This is a genomic window from Terrimonas ginsenosidimutans, assembly GCF_022012415.1.
GTDB lineage: Bacteria > Bacteroidota > Bacteroidia > Chitinophagales > Chitinophagaceae > Terrimonas_A > Terrimonas_A ginsenosidimutans.
The window spans coordinates 237,495-264,017 of record NZ_JAKLTR010000003.1; the positions used below are offsets into that span (position 1 = coordinate 237,495).

18 protein-coding genes are annotated in these 26,523 nt (G+C 46.6%); 14 read left to right on the forward strand and 4 right to left on the reverse strand.

What is annotated here, in order from left to right; translation table 11 throughout:
- Positions 1-23: 23 nt before the first annotated feature.
- The 13 genes from LZZ85_RS06065 to LZZ85_RS06125 all read left to right on the forward strand — a co-directional run bounded on the left by LZZ85_RS06065 (position 24) and on the right by LZZ85_RS06125 (position 20,521).
- Entirely contained in the window at positions 24-1,127 is a 1,104-nt protein-coding gene (locus tag LZZ85_RS06065; protein WP_237869670.1) for a FecR family protein, read from the forward strand.
- A 273-nt stretch (positions 1,128-1,400) separates the two neighbouring features.
- A complete protein-coding gene (locus tag LZZ85_RS06070; RefSeq protein ID WP_237869672.1) occupies positions 1,401-4,679 on the forward strand; it encodes a TonB-dependent receptor in 3,279 nt (1,092 codons plus the stop codon).
- A gap of 19 nt (positions 4,680-4,698) precedes the next feature.
- Positions 4,699-6,480, forward strand: coding sequence for a RagB/SusD family nutrient uptake outer membrane protein (locus LZZ85_RS06075; RefSeq protein ID WP_237869674.1), 1,782 nt, complete (start codon positions 4,699-4,701; stop codon positions 6,478-6,480).
- 244 nt (positions 6,481-6,724) lie between these two features.
- Entirely contained in the window at positions 6,725-8,365 is a 1,641-nt protein-coding gene (locus tag LZZ85_RS06080; RefSeq protein ID WP_237869676.1) for a glycoside hydrolase family 28 protein, read from the forward strand.
- Positions 8,362-10,263, forward strand: coding sequence for a glycoside hydrolase family 88/105 protein (locus tag LZZ85_RS06085; protein ID WP_237869685.1), 1,902 nt, complete (start codon positions 8,362-8,364; stop codon positions 10,261-10,263). The genes LZZ85_RS06080 and LZZ85_RS06085 overlap by 4 nt, the downstream gene beginning before the upstream one ends.
- Before the next feature lie 141 nt (positions 10,264-10,404).
- The gene (locus LZZ85_RS06090; protein ID WP_237869687.1) at positions 10,405-11,937 is read left to right on the forward strand and encodes a tagaturonate reductase; all 1,533 of its coding nucleotides are present in this window, start codon (positions 10,405-10,407) and stop codon (positions 11,935-11,937) included.
- Between the two features lie 87 nt (positions 11,938-12,024).
- The gene (locus LZZ85_RS06095; protein WP_237869696.1) at positions 12,025-13,668 is read left to right on the forward strand and encodes a UxaA family hydrolase; all 1,644 of its coding nucleotides are present in this window, start codon (positions 12,025-12,027) and stop codon (positions 13,666-13,668) included.
- A gap of 216 nt (positions 13,669-13,884) precedes the next feature.
- On the forward strand, positions 13,885-15,324 hold the full coding sequence (gene uxaC, locus LZZ85_RS06100) for a glucuronate isomerase (RefSeq protein ID WP_237869705.1): 1,440 nt from the start codon (positions 13,885-13,887) through the stop codon (positions 15,322-15,324).
- A 143-nt stretch (positions 15,325-15,467) separates the two neighbouring features.
- Positions 15,468-16,238, forward strand: coding sequence for an SDR family oxidoreductase (locus LZZ85_RS06105; protein ID WP_255724003.1), 771 nt, complete (start codon positions 15,468-15,470; stop codon positions 16,236-16,238).
- A gap of 245 nt (positions 16,239-16,483) precedes the next feature.
- Positions 16,484-17,314 carry a 5-dehydro-4-deoxy-D-glucuronate isomerase gene (gene kduI, locus LZZ85_RS06110; RefSeq protein ID WP_237869707.1) on the forward strand — a complete coding sequence of 277 codons (831 nt, stop codon included), beginning with the start codon at positions 16,484-16,486 and terminating at the stop codon, positions 17,312-17,314.
- A gap of 118 nt (positions 17,315-17,432) precedes the next feature.
- On the forward strand, positions 17,433-18,509 hold the full coding sequence (locus LZZ85_RS06115; RefSeq protein ID WP_237869708.1) for a sugar kinase: 1,077 nt from the start codon (positions 17,433-17,435) through the stop codon (positions 18,507-18,509).
- A complete protein-coding gene (locus LZZ85_RS06120) occupies positions 18,484-19,146 on the forward strand; it encodes a bifunctional 4-hydroxy-2-oxoglutarate aldolase/2-dehydro-3-deoxy-phosphogluconate aldolase (RefSeq protein ID WP_237869709.1) in 663 nt (220 codons plus the stop codon). The genes LZZ85_RS06115 and LZZ85_RS06120 overlap by 26 nt, the downstream gene beginning before the upstream one ends.
- A 4-nt stretch (positions 19,147-19,150) precedes the next feature.
- Positions 19,151-20,521, forward strand: a complete 1,371-nt coding sequence (locus tag LZZ85_RS06125) for an MFS transporter (protein WP_237869710.1) — start codon at positions 19,151-19,153, stop codon at positions 20,519-20,521.
- 273 nt (positions 20,522-20,794) lie between these two features.
- Here the strand turns inward: LZZ85_RS06125 and htpG are convergent, their stop codons facing one another.
- Together htpG and LZZ85_RS06135 are read right to left on the reverse strand one after the other, a co-directional pair.
- A complete protein-coding gene (htpG, locus tag LZZ85_RS06130; protein WP_237869711.1) occupies positions 20,795-22,684 on the reverse strand; it encodes a molecular chaperone HtpG in 1,890 nt (629 codons plus the stop codon).
- Between the two features lie 228 nt (positions 22,685-22,912).
- Positions 22,913-23,569, reverse strand: coding sequence for a DUF1003 domain-containing protein (locus LZZ85_RS06135; protein WP_237869712.1), 657 nt, complete (start codon positions 23,567-23,569; stop codon positions 22,913-22,915).
- A 186-nt stretch (positions 23,570-23,755) separates the two neighbouring features.
- Here LZZ85_RS06135 and LZZ85_RS06140 point away from each other — a divergent pair, with 186 nt between their 5' ends.
- Positions 23,756-24,256 carry a Panacea domain-containing protein gene (locus tag LZZ85_RS06140; RefSeq protein ID WP_237869713.1) on the forward strand — a complete coding sequence of 167 codons (501 nt, stop codon included), beginning with the start codon at positions 23,756-23,758 and terminating at the stop codon, positions 24,254-24,256.
- 13 nt (positions 24,257-24,269) lie between these two features.
- On the opposite strand, the gene LZZ85_RS06145 is transcribed toward LZZ85_RS06140, so the two are convergent.
- A complete protein-coding gene (locus LZZ85_RS06145; RefSeq protein WP_237869714.1) occupies positions 24,270-24,512 on the reverse strand; it encodes a hypothetical protein in 243 nt (80 codons plus the stop codon).
- 78 nt (positions 24,513-24,590) lie between these two features.
- Positions 24,591-26,378 (reverse strand): AMP-dependent synthetase/ligase, encoded by a 1,788-nt coding sequence (locus LZZ85_RS06150; RefSeq protein ID WP_237869715.1) that lies wholly within the window; start codon positions 26,376-26,378, stop codon positions 24,591-24,593.
- Between the last annotated feature and the right edge of the window lie 145 nt (positions 26,379-26,523).

Below are 26,523 nucleotides of genomic sequence, written 5' to 3' on the forward strand. Positions count from 1 at the left end.
TCCTTTCAGTCAAACGTATTGCATTGCCGGAAAATCCCGAATATATCTGGTTCCTGTTATCCCGTCATATAACGGGAGAAGCAACTGCTGCAGAAGCTACGGCGTTGCGGCAATGGCTGGCTGAAGATCCCAATCATCAGCAACAATATGAACTTTTGCTCCAGCTCTGGCAGGCAAAGAATAATCCTCCTTTATCCGTTACTGAGCCGTCCAGGATCAGTCGGATCCTTCAACTCGCCGCAGTGGAAGAAGCACTCCGGGAAAACAATGATGCGATCCCGGAAGAAACTGTTGTTCGCAGAAGATCGTATGCCTGGAAGGTTGCCGCCACGCTGGTCGTGCTGGCGCTCTGCACATGGGGGATTTTACATTGGTTTACATTAAGTAGTGTCGCAGATAACAATCATCAGGTGGTTGCGCAAAAAGGAAGTCGTACACGCGCAATCCTTCCGGATGGATCCACTGTATGGCTTAACGCTGGTTCTTCTATCAGCTATGGCAAAACATTTAATGATAAGATCCGTGAAGTAACATTATACGGCGAAGCCTATTTTGATGTTGTAAAACAACCTGATCGCCCGTTCGTCGTTCATGCGGGTGATATAAATATCAAAGTGCTCGGCACTTCGTTCAATGTGAAGTCTTATCCCGGCGACGATCTGGTGGAAACCACGCTGATCAAAGGCCTGGTTCAGATCATACAGCCTGGCAATAAACCCGCCATCTATCTTCATCCGAATCAAAAGATCAGTTTGCCTTCGGCAGGTCATGATATTTCTACTGACCCGCCCGATGATCTTCCGGCAAATTCGTCCGGGCAAAAGAAAGCACTCTCTGAAGGAATTGCCACGATTGATACGACTTTAAGTGAAAAGGAAAGAATCGAAACGGCCTGGCTGTTCAACCGGCTCGAATTCAGGGATGATGATTTTGAGTCTTTGGCAAAAAAGCTGGAGCGCTGGTATAATGTGACCATTCATTTTGAAGATGAGAAAGTAACGGAACTGGTATTCAATGGTTCTATCGAAAGTGAATCGGTGGAGCAGGCATTCAAGGCATTGCAGGCTGCAGTGTCTTTCAAATATTCAATTAAAGGAAATGAAATATTTATTGGATCAGCGAGGTAGATCGCCTGGCGCAAGTTCCCGAGAATCACCGCAGAAATAAAACCGCGGGTACGCAGATCAAATCACTTTTAAGTTAAATACTCTGCGTATCCGCGCCTGATCTGCTTGATCAGCGGGAACCAACCCAAGGCTATCCGGAAAATTGCTGGCAAACAAATGGGGAATGTTGGCGCATTCCCCTGTGTTACAAGTTAATAATCTTCTTAAGGAACGCGTCTCTTTCCGCAAAGCGGAAGGGGAACTGCATTTATCAACCCATAACCATACTAAAGTATGAAAAGTTTTTTAACGGTTGCGAAAAACCCGTTGCTTTCCAAACTACTCCTTATCATGAAAGTGACCACTTTTTTTCTGCTGGCTTTTGCGCTGCATGTATCTGCTGAAGGGATCGGGCAGAAGCTGAATCTAAGGTTCAAACGAACCGAGATAGCAGGAATCCTGAGCTATATCGAAAAAGAAACCGATTACCGGTTCCTTTATAACGGACAGCTCAAAAATGTAAAACGGAAAGTGAGCCTGGATATGGAAGCTGCTGATATCAAACAGGCTCTTGATAAGATCCTGGTCAGTAGTGGACTGATGTACCAGTTCATGGAGAAAAACCTGATCGTGATCAAACCCGATGACAAGTATTCTCCACCCAAGCCTGTCACAGGTAAGATCACAGACGAAAATGGTGTGGCACTGGCCGGCGTTTCCATTAATATAAAAGGGACGAACACAGGCACAACCACCAACGAAAAAGGCGAATTCACTATTGATGCGAATGAAGAGGACGTACTTACCTTTTCTTACGTCGGTTTTGAACCCCAGGAGCAAAAAGTGGGCGCTAATCCATCTTTCTCCATCATTCTTACTTCTGTTAAAAAAGATCTTGATGCGGTGATAGTCATCGGCTATGGCGCGGTGAAAAAGCGTGATCTCACCGGTTCTGTCATTTCTGTGAAAGGCGATGAAATGAAGAAAGTTCCGTCAGGTAACGTAATGGAAAGCCTTCAGGGAAAATTACCGGGTGCGGATATCACGAGGAACAGCGGGAGTGCCTCTTCCGGCGTTACGATGACGGTTCGTGGTAACCGTTCGATCTCCGCCAATAACGGTCCGCTGGTGATTGTGGATGGTGTGATCTATCCCAGTATCCAGGACATCAACGCAAATGACATCCAAAGCCTGGAAGTATTGAAAGATGCTTCCTCGACAGCTATATACGGTGCGCGGGGGGCAAATGGCGTATTGCTTGTTACAACCAAAAAAGGAACATCTGGTAAGCCAAAGGTTTCTTTGAATTCTTACTATGGGATCTCCCAACTCAGCCAGTTCCCCCGCTTTATGAATGGTACTGAATACGCTAATCTTCGCCGCGAAGCGAACAGGCGTATCACGATGGCGAATATCAACCCCGCAGGCACATGGATCGACAACAACAGTGATAACCTGATCTTCAACAACGAAGAGCTGACCAATCTCAACAATGGTATAAACACAGATTATCTTGATCTAGTGATCAGCGATGGGCACCAGCAGGAACATACCGTCGGCATCAGTGCAGGAAGCGAAAAAACAAAAGTGTATGGCTCGCTTGGTTTTTATAATGAACGCGGCATGTTCAAGAATGATGAACTGAAAAGATTCACCGGCCGCCTCAGCCTTGATCAAACCATCAGCAGGATCTTTAAAGTGGGCATGCAAATGCAATATTCACGCTACCAGATAGACATGCGTACCAATCCGCTGGATGAAGCATCCAAGATCTCCTCTTTTTCCCGCGCGTATGATGATCTTGGTCAGCTGATCAAGAATCCGAACAGTGAATCAGCGCGATGGAATCCATTGTTCGATGAATTGCCGAATGTATCTGTCAATAACCAGATCATTGACAGAACACTTGCGATCGCCTATGCGGAACTGTCACCAATCAAAGGTTTGAACCTTCGATCCAACCTTGGTTTAACAGTGAATAACAGCCGCACGGGTAAGTTCTATGATGTATTGTCGCTGAATTCCCGCGGTGGCGCCAGCGTTGCATCAGACTCGGCTAACTTCGGCAGAAACCTGACCTGGGAGAATATCGCCACCTATGGCACTTCGTTCGGTGAACATAATTTGAATGTTACGGGCGTTACTTCTTATCAGCAAACGAACGGTGAAAGCCTGATCGGAAAATCGAACGGTCTTTTGTTACCCAGCAGCTTATTCTATAATCTTGGTATTGGATCTTCTCCAACCAATGGAAGTGGTTATGTAAAAGAAGCATTGTTCTCATTGACCGGTCGTGTGAACTACTCTTATAAAGGAAAATATCTCGCTTCGTTCAGCGTGCGCCGCGATCGTTCATCGAAATACCGCGGTGCTAATCAATCCGGCGTGTTTCCTGCGGGTGCACTTGCATGGCGCATCATTGATGAACCATTCATGGCAAAGAGCAGAAGCATCAACGAATTGAAGCTCCGGGTGAGCTATGGGTTGACAGGTAATGATCCTGCTTCCGCGTATGTTACACAATCTGTTTTGAACACCGTTCCGAATGCCTTCGGCGAAGCCGTTGCAACAGGTTTGTATTTCAGCAATCTTGTTGGTAACCCCGATCTGATCTGGGAAAAAACAAAAGCACTCAACATCGGTGTTGATTTCGGATTGTTTGCCAACAGGATCAATGGTGCGATCGATTTTTATAAAACAAATACCTATGACCTGATCCTGGAAAGAGCATTGCCTGCAACTACAGGGGCCGGAAAGGTCTTGCAGAATGTCGGCAGAACCAACACATATGGTTTGGATATCAGTTTAAATGCAGTTGTTGTAAACCATCACGATTTTAAATTCAATGCGGGGCTTACCTTCTTTACCAATAAAGAAAAAGTGGTATCGTTGGTTGATAACCTGGCAAACATGCCTGTCAATGGAAGAATGATCGTTGTGGGCAGCCCGGTGAATGTGATCTATGATTACGAAAAACTCGGGATCTGGCAATTGGGTGATTCTACTGCGGCAAAGGGATACAGCCAGGTGCCCGGAGATATCCGTTTGCTTGATCTGAACAAAGACAATAAGATCACCGACCTTGACCGCAAAGTGGTTGGTCAGCTTACGCCGAAATGGAATGCAGGTCTGAACCTTGACTTCACGTACAAAGGATTTGATCTGAACGTATTCTTGTTCGCAAGGGTTGGTCAGTGGATGGTGTATGATTACAATAACCGTTTTCATCTTCAGGGCCGCGAGAACAGTGCTGTGATGAATTACTGGACGCTTGATAATCCAAGCAATGATTTCCCGCATCCGCGTTCAACTGCAGCGCTTACTTCTTTGCTTGGTTATACTACGCTGGCGAATGTGGAAGCTTCTTTCCTGAAAATACGAAGCGCTACATTGGGCTATAATCTTCCGTCTTCACTGGCAGCACGCTGGGGTTTGTCACGCGTTCGCTTTTATGTTAGCGGAAGAAACCTGGCGACTTTCTCCAGGATCGACAATTATGATGTGGAGCGTGGTGGCAATATCACCAATCCTTTATCCCGCTTATTCCTCGGCGGTGTGAATATCGATTTCTAATTTTTTAAAGTCTTGAAGTATGAAAAATATTATTCTATATAAAAAAACAATCATTGCGTTTTTAGCGATGATCATCTTTGTCTCTTGCAAAAAGAAACTCGACGAATATAATCCTGGCGGTGTTACAGCGGATGCTGTTTTCAATACGCCTGCTGGTTTTGAAGCTGGTGTCAGCGGAGTATACAGCTTTAATCGTTGGACTTGGGGGAAGGAAGCTGGTTATAATCTCTATGAAGCCGGTTCTGATATCTGGCTGAGTGGAGTGGATGATGTGAATAAAGAGATCACCAGTTATACACCTAACTTTCTTCCAACCAGCGCGGTGGTTGACCAGGTTTGGGGAAAGTATTATGCTGCGATCAATCTGGCTAACGCACTGATCAGCCGCGTCGGCGAATCCGGCTTATCTGCTGCATTAAAAACTCAACGGGAAGGAGAACTTCGCATGCTCCGTGCCTGGTATTATTTTTTTGTTGTAGAAACATGGGGGCCATCACAGCTGACGCTGGAAGAAACCAAGGGGATCGTCACGACTGCCTTCAGAAAGCCAGTTGATTCTATTTATACGGCTATAGTGAACGATATGAATATTGCGATCGCACAATTACCTGCCACGGTAAATGCTGCATCAGACAATGGGCGGGTGACCAAACCTGCTGCGGAAGCATTTCTCGCAAAAGCTTACCTCACCTGGGCGAGTTATGATAACAATACATCAAGGTTTGATAGTGCGTATAAATATGCCAACAATGTGATCACTAACTATCCTGCGATCAGGATGCTGGATAAATATTCCGATCTATGGGATTTCACCAAACAGATCAATACCGAAGTGATCTGGGCCGTGAATTATGCCAATGATTTTGTGACCAGTGATTCCCGCACCAGTTCCGGCGCTCCGGGTGGAACGGTGATCGTTTATCCCGACGGGCATCCGCGCGGAAGTAATAACAGTCACTTCATGTTCATTCCCAAATACGATGTGCAGCCAGGCATGACCAGAAGTATTGGTGTGTACGGTCAGCCATTTACCCGCTTTATGCCATCGAGGTTTTTGCTGAACCTGTATGATGCATCGCTGGATAGGCGTTATGCAGCTACCTTCACTGAAGCCTGGATCAGTAATAAAACAACGCCGACCAATAACACGATCACTTTGTCGAACGGTACAACCGTAACACGTGTGATCAATCCGGGGGACACGGCGCTGTTCATTACCAAGGAAGCATTATCGAACGAATTCAAAGATGGGCGCAAATACAATTGTTATGATATCAACCGGGTGTATGCAGCAGATGGCATGCCGCGGTTGAATAATCTTTATGTGGCGGTGAAGAAGTTCATCGATCCAACCAAGACCGTGGCTCCAGCCACGCAAACCACGGATGCAAGGAGTGCGCGGGACGCGTTTGTATTCCGGTTGGCGGATATCCTGCTGATAGCGGCGGAAGCAAAGATCCGGCTGAACGATCCGGCGACGGCGGCTGGCCTGATCAACAAAGTGAGGCGCAGGGCGGCGGGCGGAACCTATCCGTTCGAAACGCCGGGTGTGATGGATATTACAGCGGCACAGGCGACGCTTGGTTTCCTGCTGGATGAGCGCGCGCGGGAATTAGCGGGGGAACAATGGCGCTGGATGGACCTCAAGAGAACCGGGCAGTTGATTGACCGGGTAAAAGCGAATAATCCGCAGGCAGCTCCGACGATACAGGCTTTCCATTTACTTCGTCCGATTCCTCAAACTCAGATAGACGCAGTTACCAATAAGGAGGAATTCCGGCAGAATCAGGGGTATAATTGAGGATGACTGGCGTAGGAGTATCGCCAAGGGCGCAGAGTAGCCGCAGAGAACGCAAGGAAATACTTAGCGCCCTTTGCGCTCACTTTGCGCTCTTTGCGATACTCCTACGGCAGTCCCTTGAAAACGTTACCGGTAACGATTGCGTAAATAAACCCACCGAATGTATTGAAAATGACTGCGTATGGGGTTAAACTTGTACGATGAACCTCCTGGTTTTGTGCTTAACCGATAACGATGTAATGTCATGATGAAAAAAATCTTCGCCCTGTGCCTCGTCGCGCCCTGTTTTGCAACGGCACAGTTCAAAGGCCCCCTCCCCGTAATCAAGTCGCCCGTTTTTAAAAAAGACACGCTCTCCATTGTCAAAACCGGCGCTGTTCCTGACGGAAATACACTGAACACAAAAAGCATAAATGCCGCTATTGAAACACTTACCAAACGTGGCGGCGGTGTGGTATACGTTCCGAATGGCCTCTGGCTCACCGGCCCCATCGTTTTAAAAAGCAATATCAACCTGCACCTCGCTGCGGGCGCTACACTTTTATTCACCAAAGATTTCAATCAATACCCATTGGTGGAAGCAAACTGGGAAGGCCTGCAGCAAATGCGCAATCAGTCGCCCATTTCCGCTACCAATGCCACCAATATCGCCATCACCGGAAAAGGAATTGTTGACGGAAACGGAGATGCCTGGAGAATGGTGAAAAAAGATAAACTGACCGAAAGCCAGTGGAAGCGTCTTGTTGCTTCCGGTGGTGTGTTGAATGAAGATAAAAAAGGATGGTATCCTTCCGAAAAAGCACTGAAAGGCTCGAAAATGTCTAATCCGGGAGCGATCTCTCCGGAGAAAGACGCGGCCTTCTTCAATAGTATTAAGGACTTCCTGCGCCCGAATCTTGTATTGCTGACGGGCTGCAAGCAGATCCTCCTCGAAGGTGTTACATTCCAGAATTCACCGGCATGGACTCTTCATCCGCTGATGAGCGAACACCTGACTGTAAGAAATGTAAATGTGAAAAACCCCTGGTACGCGCAAAATGGCGACGGTATCGATGTTGAAAGCTGCAAGAACGTCCTCATCGAAAATTCTGTATTCGATGTAGGCGATGACGGTCTTTGCATGAAAAGCGGTCGTGATGCAGAAGGCCGCAAACGCGGAATGGCTACGGAGAATGTGATCATCCGCGGTTGTACGGTTTACGCTTCACACGGCGGATTCGTGATCGGCAGTGAAATGAGCGGCGGTGTAAAGAATGTGTATGTAAGCAATTGCACCTTCATCGGCTCAGACGTTGGCCTTCGTTTCAAAACCACCCGCGGTCGCGGTGGTGTGGTGGAGAACATCTTTATCCGTGATATCTACATGAAAGATCTTCCCGGTGATGCGATCCTGTTTGATATGTATTATGCCGCCAAAGATCCTGTGCCGCTGGCTGGCGAAAAAAGAGAACTGCCGGTGATCGAAACCAAACCCGTGAGCGAAGCAACGCCGGTGTTCAAGAATTTCCAGATCAGTAATATCTATTGCAATGGTGCCGACAGAGGCGTTTTTGTTCGCGGCTTGCCCGAGATGCCAGTGAAAGACATCGTGATGGAAAACATGGTACTCCAGGCGAAAAAAGGCATCGAGATCCAGGAAGGCAACGGTATTACTTTCAAAAACGTCCATATCATCAGTGATGAAACTGAACCGGTCGTGGATATCATCCAAAGCAGCGGATTGGTATTTGATAAATTCAATTTCAAAAAAGGTGCTTCCCTGTTATTCCGCGTAAGCGGCGACCGAAGTAAGGATATACAAATTAAAAACACCGACGCCACCAGTGCAGGACAGAAAATCCAATACGAATTAGGAGCTTCGGAAAAAAGTGTTTCCCTTAAATGAAAAATTATTTTTTGCCAGCGGCCGTGATTGCCCTGGCTTTTTCGCAACAAACGATTGCCCAGACAACGCTTCCCCTGTCACAGCAAATGGCAGAAACGGCCATCAAAATGTGGCCGGATTCTTTTTCTGTTAAACCAGGCAACAAAGCCCGCTGGAGCTATGACCAGGGCGTCATCCTGAAAGGGATCGAAGGTATCTGGCAGAACACCGGTGATGTCCGTTATTTCAACTATATCCAGCACAGCCTGGATTATTACGTGAAAGATGACGGATCGATCTATGATTACAAAGGTTCCGACTATAATATCGACCACGTCAATAACGGTAAACAGATCCTGCTGCTTTATCGCGTTCTTGGCAAAGAGAAATACAAGAAAGCAGCACAGCTGCTGCGCGATCAGCTGAAAACACATCCACGCACGAACGAAGGCGGGTTCTGGCATAAGAAAGTATACCCTTACCAGATGTGGCTTGATGGATTGTACATGGGCCAGCCATTCTACGCGGAGTATGCACAGGTGTTCAACGAAGACACTACGTTCAATGATATAGCCAACCAGTTCATCTACATGGAGCGACATGCGCGTGATCCTAAAACAGGATTGCTCTATCATGGCTGGGATGAAAGCAAACAGCAGCAATGGGCCAATAAGGAAACAGGTTTGTCTCCAAACTTCTGGGGCCGCGCATTGGGCTGGTATGGTATGGCAATGGTAGATGCATTGGACTATTTCCCGGAAAAACATCCGGGTCGTGATTCGATCATCGGCATCCTGAACCGTTTCGCCACGGCGATCGTGAAAGTACAGGATCCTGCATCTGGTCTTTGGTGGGATGTGGTGGATAAACCAAACCAGGGGAAGAACTACAAAGAAGCATCTGCTTCCTGTATGCTGGTGTATACACTGGCGAAAGCAGTTCGCCTCGGATACATTCCTGAATCTTTTGCAGCAAAAGCAAAGAAAGGATATGAAGGAATTAAGAAAGAATTTCTGAAAACAGAGAATGGTCAGCTGAATCTTCATGGAACGGTGGCTGTATCTGGCCTCGGCGGTAATCCTTACCGCGATGGCAGTTTTGAATACTACATGCGCGAACCAGTTATCGTCAATGATCCGAAAGGCATGGGAGCCTTTATCAACTGTGCCGTTGAAATGGAAATGATGCCACAGGGGTTTGCGAAAAAGAAAACAGTATTGCTCGACCGTTATTTCAACAGCGAAAAAAGAAAAACGCCGGGCGGTCAGATGGATTACTGGCATTACACCTGGGATGAAAGATCTCACCCGGGCTTCCAAACCTTCGGCGCGATCTTCAAACGTTATGGTGCGAAACTCGCTTCGCTGGATGGCGCTCCAACCGCTGCTGATCTGAAGAAAGCAAATGTCTATATCATCGTCGATCCGGATCATATCAGAGATAACCCAACGCCAAATTATGTAGACGATAAAGATGTGAAAGTGATACAGGAGTGGGTGAAAAACGGAGGTTCTCTATTGCTCATGGCAAATGACAGTAATAACTGTGATCTGAAACATTTCAACAAACTGGCCAATGCCTTCGGATTCACCTTCACAGACAAAAGTGTGAACATGGTGAAGAATGATCATTATCCAACCGGTTCGGTATTACCGGGTGCAAACAATCCTGTTTTCAAAACAGCGAAAAACATGTTCCTGAAAGAAGTAAGTACGATCACCATAAAAGCACCTGCAAAAGCAAACGCTACGAAAGACGGCGACATTATTATCGCCACAGCACAATACGGCAAAGGTAAAGTGCTTGCCGTTGGTGATCCATGGTTGTATAACGAATATGTTGACGGAAGAAAGCTCCCTGCTGAATATGATAATTATAAAGCAGCGGAAGATCTTGCAAAATGGCTGTTGTCGAAGTAAAAAGTCAAAATTAAAAAGTAAAAAATAGAGTCCTTTTGAGAAGTGACCTATAGAATTTGCTTTTTGATCTTTTGCTTCAAGGTTAAGACGGTGGCAGCGTGTGATGTTTTTTAATTTTCACTTTTTAATTTTTACTTCTCAATGCAGTTATCTAAAAAAGCAATAGGACAGATAAAAAAAGAGGACACTCTCTCTGTGCCTGCAATGAATTTGCTGGAATTACCGGAAAAAGTATTGCAATTTGGAACAGGTGTGTTGCTGCGCGGATTGCCTGATTATTTTATTGATAAGGCAAATAAGCAGGGCTTTTTCAATGGCCGTGTCGTGGTGGTGAAATCGACCTCTACGGGCGGGACTGATGCGTTTGAAACGCAGGATGGATTGTTCACGCTTTCTGTAAAAGGGATAGAGGACAGCAAGAAAGTAGAAGAGACGATCATTAACGCCTCTATCAGCCGCGTGCTTTCTGCAAAGGAACAGTGGGCGGAGATCTTGAAATGTGCGTCCAACCCTGACATGCAGTTGATTATTTCCAATACTACGGAGGTTGGCATTGTGCTGACGGATGATGATATCCGTCAATCGCCTCCTTCTTCTTTTCCGGGAAAACTGCTTGCTTTTCTGCACGAGCGGTACAGGGTGTTCAACGGTTCGCTGGAAAGCGGGATGGTGATCGTTCCTACGGAACTGATCGTGGGTAATGGTACAAAACTCCGTGAGATCGTGCTGGAACTGGCTGAGCAGAATAAACTGGAAAAGCCGTTCATTCAATGGCTTGCCTCTGCGAATCATTTCTGCAATTCCCTGGTTGACCGGATCGTGCCCGGCAAACTGCCTGCTATAGAACAAAAGGATGCCGAAAACCGTTTAGGATATAGTGATGAGCTGATGATCATGGCTGAGCCATTCCGCCTCTGGGCGATTGAATCGGGTAGTGACAGGGTGAAAGAAGTACTGTCTTTCGCGCAATCCGATAAAGGAGTGGTGGTTACGCCGGATATCGAGAAGTTCCGTGAGTTGAAACTCCGGTTGCTCAATGGAACCCATACATTCTCCAGCGGAATTGCCGTGCTGGCGGGCTTCCCGACAGTAAAAGAGGCGATGGTAAATGAAGAGTTCTCGGCTTATGTCCGCCGCCTGATGATGCTGGAAATTGCCAATGCCGTTGCCAGCGATACGATCTCTTATAATGAAGCCTGCGCTTTCGCCAATACGGTGATCGACCGCTTCCGCAACCCGTTCATCGAACACCAGTGGCTGGCGATCACGATGAACTTCAGTTCCAAAATGCGGATGAGAAATATACCTTTGCTGACGCGTCATTATGAAAAGAACAGCAAGGTTCCTGCACATATGGCCCAGGGATTTGCCGCTTATCTCCTCTTCATGAAGTGTGTAAAAGGCGATGACGGGGCGTACTACGGAACTGCGGCTGGTAAACAATACAAGCTGCAGGACGATCAGGCGGGTTATTTTGCGGGGAAATGGGCTGCGCTGGATACTCCTGAATTGGTAAAATCGGTTTTGGCCGACAAGGAAATATGGGGTATCGATCTGACTGAGTTTGCCGGTTTTGCGCAAGCTGTGACAGACAATATCGAATTTATAAAAAGTGAAGGCGCCCTGGCAATGATTGCCAACGGCCAGTTGAGTAAATCAAATAGGCTGGCGTAAGGTCCCCCCAGATTTACGCGGCAAATTACGCAAGAGACATTTGAGGGGATTTTCAAATTAAAACGAAAGAAAAAACAATTCGCTTAAATGAAGCATAGAGTATTAAAAGTTCACCCGGATGATAATGTACTGGTGGCTTTGCAGGATCTGAAGAAAGGGGAGACCGTTTCCTACAACGGTAAAGATTATGTTCTGCTGGAAGATATTGCAGCAAAACATAAGTTTTTTATTGATGACATGCATACGGGTGATAAGATCACCATGTATGGCGTACTGGTGGGAAAGATCCAGTTCGACGTAAGCGCAGGTATGCGCATGACAACGGACAATACCAAACATGCGGCTGATCCGTTCGCGTATCGCCCATCTAACTATCAGTGGTCAGCCCCCGATGTTGCCAAATACAAGGACCGTACGTTTAACGGTTATCACCGTGCAGATGGTCGTGTTGGTACAGCCAACTACTGGCTGTTCATACCGACGGTATTCTGCGAGAACAGAAACCTTGATGTGATCCGCGAAGCGATGCATAATGAATTGGGTTATGCCGTTACGGATAAATACAAACTGAAAACACATCAGCTGCTGGAACTGTATAAAAGTGGCGCTGATCTGAATAGTGTTGATCTGAATGTGAGAGAAGCTGTAGTGCCAACCAACCGCGTTTTCAAAAACGTGGATGGCATTAAATTCCTGAATCACCAGGGAGGTTGCGGCGGAACACGCCAGGACGCTGGTGTACTGGGCAAATTGCTTGCAGCCTATGCAGATCATCCAAACGTTGCCGGTGTGACCATCCTCAGCCTTGGCTGCCAGAACCTGCAAACGCAGCAATTGCTGGATGATATCAAAGAACGCAATCCGAAGTTTGATAAACCGCTGCATATATTCGAACAGCAGTTATCACAAAGCGAAGAACAACTGATCACCGAAGCGATCCGTCAGACCTTTCTTGGCCTGATCGAAATAAATAAGATCGAAAGAAAACCTGCCGGCCTGGAACATCTCGTATTAGGTGTGAAATGTGGCGGCAGCGATGGCTTCAGCGGCATCTCCGCTAATCCTGCGGTTGGCTACACCTCCGATCTGCTGGTGGCATTAGGTGGCAAAGTTTTGCTGGCTGAGTTCCCGGAGCTCTGCGGTGCTGAACAGGACCTGATCGATCGCACAAAAGATGAAGCAGCGGCAAAGAAGTTCATCAGACTGATGACAGCTTACAATGATGCTGCGCATAAAGTGGGATCCGGCTTTCATATGAACCCGTCTCCCGGAAATATACGTGACGGATTGATCACTGACGCGATCAAAAGCACGGGCGCTGCCAAAAAAGGCGGTACTTCTCCTGTGGAAGATGTGCTCGATTATACAGAACCGGTGACCAAACCAGGATTGAACCTTGTTTGTACGCCCGGCAATGATGTGGAAGCCACAACCGGCAAAGCAGCGAGCGGCGCCACATTGATCCTGTTCACAACTGGATTAGGCACCCCAACCGGAAACCCGGTCTGCCCCACGATCAAAGTAGCAACGAATTCATCACTCGCAAAAAGAATGGCTGATATCATTGATATCAATACCGGCCCTATCATCGATGGCGAAAAGACCATCGAAGAAATGGGAGAGGAGATCCTTGATTATTGCATTAAGGCCGCCAGCGGAGAAGTGATCCCGAAAGCAGTGTTGCTGAACCAGGATGATTTTATTCCGTGGAAACGAGGAGTTTCGCTGTAATTAAAAATTAAAAAGTAAAAATTATAAATGGGTTCGCCTGTGATAGATTTTTACTTCAAAGAAGAAGCAGTTACAAAACCATATACAACAACCTAAACTAAGTGAAGAGGAAAGAGTGAAGACCAGAAGCCCCATTTCGATGCTGTATTGAAATGCCGGTTTATCAGAGGGATATTTTGAATTTTTACTTTTGAATTTTTACTTCAACGCGCGCGTATGAAACCATTTCTTGACGAGAACTTCTTGCTGAAGACAAAAACGGCACAGCGTCTCTATCATGAGTATGCGAAGGAAATGCCGATCATCGATTACCATTGCCATCTGCCTCCGCAGCAGATCGCAGAGGATACACAATTTGAGAACATCACGCAGGCATGGCTCTATGGAGACCATTACAAGTGGAGAGCAATGCGTACGAATGGGATAGATGAAAGTTATTGCACGGGAGACAAGCCCGATTTTGAAAAGTTCAAGCAGTGGGCCGCTACAGTTCCGTATACACTCCGAAATCCTTTGTATCACTGGACGCATTTGGAATTGCAGCGTTACTTCGATATCAACGACACCCTGAACCCTGATACGGCGAAAAAGATCTATGATGAAAGCACGGCTAAACTGCAATCATCAGACTATTCTGTAAAGAACCTGATCCGCAAGATGAATGTGAAGGCGATCTGTACTACAGATGATCCGGTTGATTCCCTGGAGTATCATATCCGCCTGCGGGAAGATGGGTTTGAAGTGCCGATCACGCCGGCTTTTCGTCCGGATAACGCCATGAATGTAGCTGATCCGGCAAAGTTCAACGCATATGTAAAGAAACTGGAAGGCGTTACGAATATCGCTGTTTCTTCTTTTGATGATTTCCTGTATGCCTTGCAGAACCGTCATGATTTCTTTGCATCACTTGGCTGCGGCGTATCTGATCATGGTTTGGAAGAAATTTATGCAGAAGACTTTACCGGTTCCGAGATCGATGCCATTTTCAATAAAGTGCATGGTGGAAAAGCGCTGAATGATATAGAACAGCGCAAATTCAAATCAGCGATGCTGATCCATTTTGCAGAATGGGATTGGGAGAAAGGCTGGGTGCAGCAATTCCACCTCGGTGCATTGCGGAACAACAATACGCGTATGATGCAAACGCTTGGTGCGGATACCGGCTGGGATTCGATCGGTGATTTCTCACAGGGACGTGCACTGGCCAAATTCATGGACAAGCTGGATAGCAATAACAAACTGGCGAAAACGATCCTGTATAACCTGAATCCTGCAGACAATGAATTAATGGCGACAATGATCGGGAATTTCAACGATGGTTCGTCGGCTGGTAAGATCCAGTGGGGATCAGGCTGGTGGTTCCTTGATCAGAAAGATGGCATGATCAAACAGCTTAACACGCTTTCCAATATGGGATTGCTGAGCCGTTTTGTAGGCATGCTGACTGATTCGAGAAGCTTCCTGTCTTTCCCGAGACATGAATATTTCCGCCGCATCCTTTGTGATCTGTTCGGAACGGAAATAGAGAATGGCGAATTACCAAATGATATCGCCTGGATCGGAAAGGTGATCCAGGATATTTGCTTTAACAATAACAAGAATTATTTCAACTGGCAATTGGAGCCGGCGAAGGCGAAGCCAGAACTATTTAAGTAACCGATATCAGTATCGCAAAGGACGCTAAGATAGCGCAAAGAACGCAAAGGGATCCCGTTACAGGGCGCAACGTTGCGTCCTTTGCGCTATCTTAGCGTCCTTTGCGATACTGATCTTTTCATGTATAGTTATACTACAATTCAATGAGCATTCTCAAACAATTTGACCTCACTGGTAAAGTAGCCCTGATAACAGGCGGCAACAAAGGCATTGGTAAAGGCATGGCGCTGGGCCTTGCGGAAGCCGGTGCAGATATCATCGCTGTATCCGCATCGATCGAACTTAGTGGCAGCGAAGTGGAGAAAGAAGTAACGGCTCTTGGACGGAAATTCAAAGCGTACCAGGCTGATCTTTCCAACCGTGAGTCGATCTATGCATTTCTGAACAAATTAAAAGCGGAGAATAGCCGGATCGATATCCTGGTGAATAATGCCGGAACTATCATGCGTGCACCAGCCGCAGAGCATCCGGATGAATACTGGGATCGCGTGATCGATATTAACCTGAATGCGCAATTCCTGCTTGCCAGGGAGATCGGTAAACAAATGCTGGAACAGGGCAGCGGCCGGATCATTTTCACAGCATCCTTGCTTAGCTTCCAGGGTGGCATCAATGTGCCTGGGTATGCGGCAAGCAAAGGAGCGATTGCCAGCCTGATCAAAGCACTGGCGAATGAATGGGCTGGAAAAGGCGTGAATGTGAATGGTATTGCGCCTGGATATATCGCGACAGATAATACAGAAGCGCTGCGCAATGATCCGGTAAGAAGCAAATCGATCCTTGATCGTATCCCTGCGGGACGTTGGGGAGATCCGGAGGATTTCAAAGGAGCGGTGGTGTATCTCGCTTCTCCCGCATCAAGTTATGTAACGGGCACTATTCTTACCGTAGATGGTGGTTGGATGGGCCGGTAACGATTCCGTTGATTTAATCAGGATTTACCCACTGTGGGAGTCGTTATTTGTTTGTATGTTCGTTGGGTTCACGCAGATTACGCGGATAAGCACCCGGTAAAGGAAACTGATCTGCGCAATCTGCGCTAACAAATGAAGATATATACAAGGGACGTAAGACTCCTCAGATAGCAGACTGAGAAATCAGCGTAATCTGCGGGAACCTACGCCATTCGAATTATCGAAAGTTCAATAAAGAAAACATTATGGAAATCAGATTTCAAAATAGTCCTGCTGAAACAAAAAAAATGACCACGGAACAACTCCGTGAGAATTTTTTGATCGAAAACCTTATGCAGGATGATACGATCCAGCTCGTTTATTCGCATTATGACCGCGTGATCGTTGGTGGTGTAAAACCAACCAGCAAGGCGATCGAACTTCCGAATCACCCGGAACTCCGTGCGGAGTATTTCCTGGAAAGAAGAGAACTCGGCATTATAAACGTTGGAGGGAACGGAGTAGTAATAGCTGATGGTATTGAGTACCCGCTTGAAAAACTTGAGTGTGTTTACCTCGGGAAAGGAACGAAGTCGGTGACCTTTAAAACCAGCCATGAAAGCTCACCAGCGTTATTCTACCTGCTGTCGGCTCCTGCACATATGGCTTACCCGAACACCATGTATACTAAAGAGCAGGCAGCACCTGTTAATCTTGGTGACACTGCTACCTCCAATAAAAGAACGATCTATAAATACATTCACCTCGATGGCATCAAGAGCTGTCAACTGGTGATGGGCCTGACCGTGCTCGAACAAGGAAGCGTCTGGAATTCTGTTCCACCACATACGCATACACGCCGCATGGAAGCCTATTTCTATTTTGATATTCCTGAATCGCACCGTGTATTCCATTTCATGGGAGAGCCGCAGCAAACGCGTCATATCACAATGACGAATTATGATGCGGTATTGTCTGCACCATGGAGTGTTCACTTCGGTTGCGGTACGTCTAACTATGGATTTATCTGGGGAATGGCAGGAGAGAATCAGACCTTCACCGACATGGATCCGGCGCCGATCGCTAATTTATTGTAAGCTCAGGCGGGAAGGATTTGCGTACCGCGAATGGCCGCGAATGGCCGCGAATGAACGCGAATGAACGCGAATGCAGGACTAAGGATTGGGATGCTTTTTAAAAAGATAGATTAAAGGAATGAGTTCAATAGGTTCTATATTTTCTGATAAGAATAAGAAGCAAAAGGTTTTTTGCTTTGGAGAGTTGTTGCTGCGTATGTCGCCTTCTTTGGGACGGCAGTGGATACACAGCAACCAGATGCCCGTATATATAGGAGGAGCTGAGTTGAATGTGGCAACGGCATTGGCGAACTGGGAATTGCCGGTGACGTATTCTACGGCATTGCCTTCGCATTATTTATCGGAAGAGATACTGGAGGACTTGAGAAGCAAGAATATTGAAACGGATAGAGTTCATTTTTCAGGGAATCGTGTCGGCACATATTATTTGCCGCAGGGTGCTGATCTGAAAAATGCGGGTGTGATCTACGACCGCGCGCATTCTTCCTTCTGGGATCTTAAGCCGGGAATGATCGATTGGGATGCTGTTCTTGATGGTTGCTCCTGGTTTCACTTCAGTGCGATCAGCCCGGCATTGAACGAGATCTCTCCTGCCGTTTGTGAAGAAGCTTTACGGGCTGCGAAAGCAAAAGGATTGATCATTTCAGTCGACCTGAACTATCGGGCCAAGCTTTGGAAATATGGCAAAGAGCCAAACGAGATCATGCCTTTGCTGGCCGAATATTGTGATGTGATCATGGGAAATATCTGGGCAGAAGAGAAGTTGCTGGGTACACCGATCGACAATGCACTCGTTGATGCAAATCAGCAAGCTTCCTACCTGGAACACAGCCGGAAAACATCACTGGCGATTTTAGATAAATTCAAGAACTGTCGCGTAGTCGCCAATACATTCCGTTTTGATGCAGGCAATGGCGGCATCGAATATTACGCAACATTGAATACAAAAGAAGCGCAGACAGTATCTGTCGATTTTGCCATTGATCAGGTGGTAGATAAGATCGGTAGCGGAGACTGTTTTATGGCCGGACTGATCTATGGCCTTTATAATGAAGAATCACCTCAGCAGGTGATCAATTTTGCAGCTGCAGCGGCGTTCGGCAAACTGCAGGAAAAATCGGATGCTACTTCACAAAAAGTGGCGGATGTAAAAGAAACAATGAAAAAGTATGGAGCAGCAACAGCAAATAATTGAGCAGATAAAAAAGCAACGCGTATTGCCGCTGTTTTATCATGACGATACAGAAGTGTGCGTGTCAGTTACACGAGCTTTGTATGAAGCAGGCATCCGCGTAATTGAATTTACGAATCGTGGCAAAGCTGCGATGGACAATTTCAAAGCAATGCATGCAGCAAAGAAAGATGGGATGAGCGATCTGCTGCTGGCAGTGGGAACGATCCGCACTGCTGATCAGGCAAAATCATTTATCGACGCTGGTGCTGATTTCCTGATCAGTCCCGTTTTTGATGCAGATGTATGCGATATGGCTTACATGCACAAAGTTCTCTGGCTACCGGGATGTATGACGCCGACAGAAATACATGTAGCAGAGAATGCGGGATGTAAGCTGGTGAAGTTGTTTCCGGGCAATGTACTTGGACCGGGCTTCGTAAGCGCCATCAAGGAACTATTCCCTAAGATGGATTTTATGCCGACGGGTGGGGTGGAAGTGACTGAAGAGAATATCGGTGCATGGTTCGGTTCAGGGGTTTGTGCGGTTGGGCTTGGAAGTAAGATGATCAGCAAAACAGTTTTAGCAAATAAAGATTACACAACCATAACCAGGCTGGCCAAGGAAGCACTAACGATCACAGCCAACATCAAAAAATAACGACATGCAGCAGCAAGCCATAGGAAAAGCGATAGGGAAGTACAGATGGACGATCTGTGGCCTCCTTTTCTTTGCAACAACGGTTAACTATCTCGATCGACAGGTATTGAGCTTGTTAGCGCCGGAATTGTCCCGCGAATTTGGCTGGACAAACACGGATTACGCGAACATTATCACCGTATTTCAATTAGTATACGCGATCTCCATGCTGTTTGCGGGAAGGATCATCGATAAGCTCGGCACGAAATGGGGGTATATCTGGGCGATCATTATCTGGTCTATCGGTGCGATCATGCACGCCTATGCAATTCCTATCGGGGAAAGTACCAATTCCTTGCTGGCTTGGGTTGGCATCGCTGCAGTACCAGCATCTATTTTGGGATTTATGATCTCCCGTGCTGTATTGGGTTTTGGTGAAGCGGGCAACTTCCCTGCGGCTATCAAGGCTACTGCTGAATTTTTTCCAAAGAAAGAAAGGTCGCTTGCAACCGGTATTTTTAATTCCGGATCGAATGTTGGCGCTATCCTCGCCCCCATTACTGTACCATGGATTGCTATACACTGGGGCTGGCAAACGGCATTTATTGTAATAGGAGCCGTTGGTTTTCTCTGGTTGCTTTTCTGGGCATGGTTGTATGACAGTCCGCAAAAGAAATTATCTGCAGAAGAGCTGGCTTATGTTCAGCAGGATGGAGAAGATGTAGTTGTTGCAGTCGATGCTCCGGTAGAGAAAGTTAAATGGACCAGACTGCTCGCCTATAATCAGACATGGGCTTTTGTTATCGGAAAATTTCTGACCGATGGGGTTTGGTGGTTCTTTCTTTTCTGGTTGCCCAAATATCTTCAGGCGCAATATGGTATGGAGAAAACAGAGATCACGTTCCCGCTGGCGGTGTTATATACCATGACTATGTTCGGCAGTATTGGTGGTGGATGGTTCCCGGTTTATTTTATTAAGAAAGGGTACTCTCCTTATGATGGCCGGATGAAGGCCATGTTATTGATCGCTATTTTTCCTTTGGCCTTGCTTGCCGCACAGCCGTTAGGTGATATCAGCTACTGGATGCCGGTGATCCTGATAGGTATAGGTGCTTCTGCTCACCAGGCCTGGAGTGCGAATATCTTTACAACCGTATCTGACATGTTCCCGAAAAAAGCTGTTGGTTCCGTAGTGGGAATCGGCGGCATGGCTGGTGGCCTTGGTGGTGTATTGATTTCGAAGGTGGGTGGTGCGCTGTTTGATCACTATGAAAAACTCGGCCATGTTCAGACAGGGTACACGATCATGTTTGTGTTTTGTGCGGTTGCGTATTTGATTGCATGGGTTATTATGAAAGCATTGGTACCAAAGTACAAGCCGATCACTGATCTGTAAAAGAAGAGATTCTAATAAATTGAAGGATCAGCAATAATGCTGGTCCTTTTTTATTGATCGGGATGTTGTTTTTTTGGAGTGGCGTAGGGTGGAACGCGGCGAACGCAACGATACGCGGCGAACGCAGCGAAAACAGCCGGAGAAGATATGTATTTCGCCGCGTTCCCCTACGCCAGTTTTCCCTTGACTTGGCAATTAAAAAAACACGGCCCTCGCTACGCCCGTCGGAAACGAAGCGCAGGAGGGCCGCGATATTCTCAAAAAGAAGAAGTACTACAACATCGCCACGCTTCTCTTCACAAACTCCGTCAACTCCGCACCGGTCAGTAATCCCTGAGACAACAATGCGAGATCAAAAGCCTGCTTAGCCATTCCTTCTTTTTCTTCTTCAGAAGAAGCCGAAGCGATCTTCCCGATCAACGGGTGATTGCTGTTAACAGTAACATTATAGTTATCGGGTAAGGAACCATAGAAGTTCATTCCGCCACCGCCGCCCATTGCAGCCATGTCTTTCATGCGGCGCATGAATTCATCCATGGTAACGGTTACCGGTAATTCAGATGGAGAAAGACTTTCAACATGTACATTCATCCCAGGCTTTTTCACTGCTTTTTCAAAGACAGTTTTCACTGTGGCTGATTGCTCTTCGCTTAATACAGAAGGCAGCGGCTCATCTTTTTTGATCAATGAGTCGATCGTGCCGGAATCAACACGTTTTACCTGTGTTTTCTCCAGTTTCTGTTCCAGCTGACTGATAAAGTGATTATCCAGCGGAGAGTTCATCAGCAATACATCATATCCTCTTGCATTAGCCGATTGAATAAATGAATCCTGTTTGCCCGGATCTGTTGTATAGAGATAAACTTTATTTCCTTCTTTTTCTGTTTGCAGCGGAGCAACTTTTTCTTCGTATTCGCTAAGCGTAAAGACTTCATCTTTCGTATTGTTCAACAATACAAAGTCTTTTGCGCGATCATAGAACTTCTCATCAGTGAGCATTCCATATTTTACAAACAGGCCGATATCGCTCCATTTCTCTTCATAGCCTTTTCTATCCTTCTTGAAGAGATCGCCAAGCTTATCCGCCACTTTCTTGGTGATATGGGAGTTGATCTTTTTAACATGACTATCTGCCTGTAAGAAGCTGCGGGAGACGTTCAGCGGAATATCCGGAGAATCGATCACGCCATGCAGCAACATCAGGAATTCAGGTACAATATCTTTTACTTCATCAGTAATGAATACCTGGCGGGAGAACAGCTTGATCTTATTGGGACGAAGCTCCACTTCCTTCTTCACTTTAGGGAAGTATAGAACGCCGGTCAGATTGAAAGGGTAATCAACATTCAGGTGGATCCAGAACAATGGATCGTCGGACATTGGGTATAACTGGTGATAGAAATCCAGGTAATCCTGATCAGACAATTCTGAAGGAGATTTTGTCCAGATAGGATTGGTGTTGTTGATGATATTATCTATCTCAACAGTCTTATATTTCGTTTCGCCGTTCTCATCCTGTCCATCTTCTACGGAAGTATTGCGTTTGCCGAATACGACCGGCACTGGCAGGAATGCGCAATGTTTTTTGAGGATCTCTTCGAGTTTGTGCTGATCGAGGAATTCTTCGGAATCAGCATTGATATGAAGAATGATGTCGGTTCCACGCGTTGTGCGGTTGCCTTCTGTGATCTCAAACTCGGTACTGCCGTCGCAGATCCAGCGGGCAGGAGCTGCGCCTTCCTGGTGTGACAGGGTTTGGATCTCTACTCTATCGGCTACCATAAAGGCGGAGTAGAAACCGAGGCCGAACTTGCCGATCAGCTCGTTCGCATCTTTTGCATCCTTGAATTTTTCAACGAATTCGGTGGCGCCGGAAAATGCGATCTGGTTGATGTATTTTTTGATCTCTTCAGCGGTCATGCCGAGGCCACGGTCGCTGACAGTAATGGTCTTATTCTCTTTGTCAAATGACACTTCTACCTGGAGCTCTCCCAGTTCGCCTTTGTACTGGCCTATGGACGACAGGCGTTTGATCTTTTGCGTAGCATCTACAGCGTTGGAAACCAGCTCTCTGAGAAAGATCTCGTGATCAGAGTACAGGAATTTTTTAATGATCGGGAAGATATTCTCGGTGTGGATGGAGATAGTACCTTTTTCTTGCATATTTGGATATGTTTAGAGTATTAGCTGGTGGCTTTATGCAAGGGATGTTCCAAAGATGCCGCTGCGGACAAAGTGACAGATACATTAGAGAACGGTCAGGCGTAAGTGGAACGCGGCGGACATGGAGAAGGGGTAGTGAATGCGGACAAACATATCAGGCATCATGCGTTGGGCCCGCAGGATAATTAGATCGGATCACTGTCGGATCTTCCATTTGGGAAATTCGCGTTATTGAATTTTTGTGTTGATCTTTTTCTCAATCCCTTCCAGCATTTGCATCTGCACTTTCTGGATCTCCAGCAGACGTTTATTTTGATGGAGCAGCAGGTGGTCAAGTTTTTCATGCAGCATGCGGATCTCCACTTCGGCTTTCAGGTTTACTTTATAGTCATGTTCAGCACGTTCCCGATCTTTATCCTCCTGCCGGTTCTGACTCATCATGATGATCGGTGCCTGTATGGATGCGAGGCAGGACAGGATCAGGTTGAGCAGGATAAAAGGATACGGGTCGAAGCCTTTGTTGCTAAGCCACCAAACATTCAGGATCATCCATCCAATGAGCATGGCGAAGAAGATGATGATAAATCTCCAGCTGCCACCAAAGCTGGCTACTTTGTCGGCAAGACGTTCTCCGAGGGAAGAGTCCTGGTCGCCCGGTCCTGCTTTCACATTGGATACAAGTCTGCGGTTGTTGATGCTTTTTGCAACAAGTTTTGCCACTTCATCCAATTCGCCATGATCTTCCTGTAGTAATTGATCGATATATTTCCTTCGCAACTCGATGAGTTCTTCAGGATCGAGGCTGGAGATATCTTCTTTTTCCGGTGCGTGTTGTTTGAGATAGTCAGTAAAGGAGCATTCTATAGGGGATGTTGTATGTTTCATGCGGGTGCATTTGAATGCAGAAGTTAACGATTTTTACGCTGGATCACCTGGGTTTAATAGTGGATGCAATATATCTTAACCGAAATAAGATAAGTCGCCATGGGAAAAAAACGCTGAGAAATTGTTTTTTCCCCATGGCATAGCCTTGTTTACTGAGCAAATTTGTATTGAAACCAAATCCATTTTATGGGCTTTATCAAATCAGTAGACGCGAAAATTCTCAGTGAGTACATTTTCGAACGGGGAGGCAAGATGTCTCATCTGAAACTGCAAAAGCTGTTGTACTATGTGCAGGCATTTCACCTGGCCTATTTCGATCAGCCGATTATTGATGATGATTTCCAGGCATGGCTGCATGGGCCAGTCTGCCGGCCGGTATTTGACCGGTTCAGGGATCAGTCATTATTGTACACAGAGTTTATTTTCTTTTCTCCGCCGGGGGAAAAAAGACCGTCTGAAGTGTTGCCGGCAATGATTGACGAGGAGCAGCTGGATCTGATCCACCAGGTAGCGGACGGGTATGCAAAGCTCAGTGCTGCCGATCTGGAGAAACTTACGCATGGAGATGCTCCCTGGATCGATGCGCGGAAGGGGTTTGCGGATGAAGAAAGATGCAGTTCGGTGATTTCGAAAGAATCGATGAGGGTTTTTTACAAGAAGTTTATTTATGGGATAAGGGAGCGATGAATGGCTCAAAGCGCTACCTGTTATTGGCAGGTTTGATCAGGGCTTCAGTTTTAGTTTGCAGGTAAGATTTTTCCATGACAATCTTACGCAACAATTTCCCGGTGATCGTCGATATGAGATAGCTGTCTTCTCCCATCGTGCAGCCGTCCATAACTGCGCATACGGTAAGGCCATCCCTGATTTGTCCTCTGTATACATAATCTTCGCAATGATCCGTGTGGTATTCGCCGATCTGCAGACAGCTAGAAATTTGCATACCGCGAAATTATCATAAAAAATCAGGGTGCAGATGACGGAAGCCATCTGCACCCTGGTAACCATTTTTCTTTACTGATCATGCACTCGCATAAATCCGTTCGATCGCGTCTTTGTATTTTTCTGTGATCACTTTTCGTTTCATGGAGAGCTTCGGGGTCATCTCCCCGGTGTCAATTCCCCATTCATTAGGGAGGAGTTCAAATTTCTTTACCTGTTCTACGTGGTTCAGATATTTGTTGAAGCGTTCAACCACGTCTTTATACATGCTGATCACTTTTTCATTCTTAATGATCTCTTCATTGGTCGTGGCAGGAACATTATGTTGCTTGCACCAGTCGCGCAGGGCAGGGAATGCCGGAACGATCAGTCCGCCGACGAATTTACGTTCTGGTCCAACAACCATGACCTGTTCGATGAAGGGGGATTCTTTCAGTTTGTTCTCTACCGTCAATGGCGCTACATATTTTCCCCCACTGGTTTTGAACAGTTCTTTTTTGCGGTCGGTGATCTTTACGAACTTATTATCTACGATCATACCGATATCGCCTGTGTGGAACCATCCATCCACGATGGCTTCTGCAGTGAGATCCGGTCGTTTATAGTAGCCCAGCATCACGTGAGGCCCTTTGGTAAGCACCTCGCCGTCTTCCGCAATTTTGACTTCATTTCCTTCGAGAACAGGACCGGTTGTGCCGAATTTGCGGCCTTCTTCGTCAAAACGGTTCACGGAGATGACCGGCGATGTTTCAGTAAGGCCATATCCTTCCATTACGATGATCTTCGCGGCGGTGAATATGCGGATGAGTCGGACCTGGCAGGCAGCGCCGCCGGTGATAATACATTTCAGCTCGTTACCCAACCCTTCACGCCATTTGTTGAAGATGAGCTTATTGGCAAGGCTTAACTGGAAGTTGTACCAGAATCCCTGGTTTTGATTGATCTCGAATTTTTCAGCAAGGCCATGTGCCCAGAAGAACAGCTTCTTTTTTATACCGGTGAGTTCGGAGCCTTTCGCCATGATCCGGTCATATACCTTTTCCAGCAAACGCGGAACGGTGGTGAACAGATGCGGTTTTACTTCTTTCAGGTTTTCTCCGATGGTGTCAAGGCTTTCTGCATAATAGATCGATGTGCCTTTGAACAGGTAGAGATAGCTGCACATTTTTTCAAAAATATGATTGAGCGGCAGGAAGCTCAGGGCCCGCATATTTTCCCCTGGAGGAAAGCAGGGAAGGCCGGCGATGATGTTTGAAAGGATATTGCTGTGCATCAGCATTACGCCTTTTGGTGTGCCGGTGGTTCCGGAGGTGTAAAGGATCGTTGCCACATCGCTTTCCTTGATCTGATCTGCAATCTCTTTTACACGAACCCTCGATTCATCCGTTGCATGGGTCGCGATATCTTTCCAGTAAGTAGCATTGGCAACATGTTCGATCGTGAAGATCTGCTGGAGGGAAGGGAGTTTGTCTTTCAGGCTGAGAACTTTCAGATAAAGTTCTTCATCATTTACAAAAACGAATTTGACCGCAGCATCTTTCAGAACAAATTCAAGCTCGCTTACACTGATCGTCGGATACACAGGTGTTAAGATGGCGCCGATCTTTTGTACTGCCAGGTCAACCATCAGCCATTCCGGCCGGTTTTTGGCGATGATGGCGATCTTGTCCCGGCCTTCTACTGTCATATCGTTCGGACCGGCACCGAGCGCAACCAATCCTGCAGCGATATCTGACACGATGTTGGATACATCCTGAGTGCTGTACGTCTTCCACTTGCCATTCTCTTTCCCGGCAAGCATTACGTCCAGCGGGGTGCGTTCGAGATGCCATTCTATACAATCAAAAAGTCTGCGTGGCTCTGTCATAGTACAATCGTTAAGTCGTTAAATTCTACCAACAAATTAGGAAAAAAAAGTTTAAAAGTTTAAAGGTTTAACAGTTTAAAAGTCAGGAAGTACGATAGGTTTTGCCTTCAATGTCTCCTGATCTTTGAACTATTAAACCTTTGAA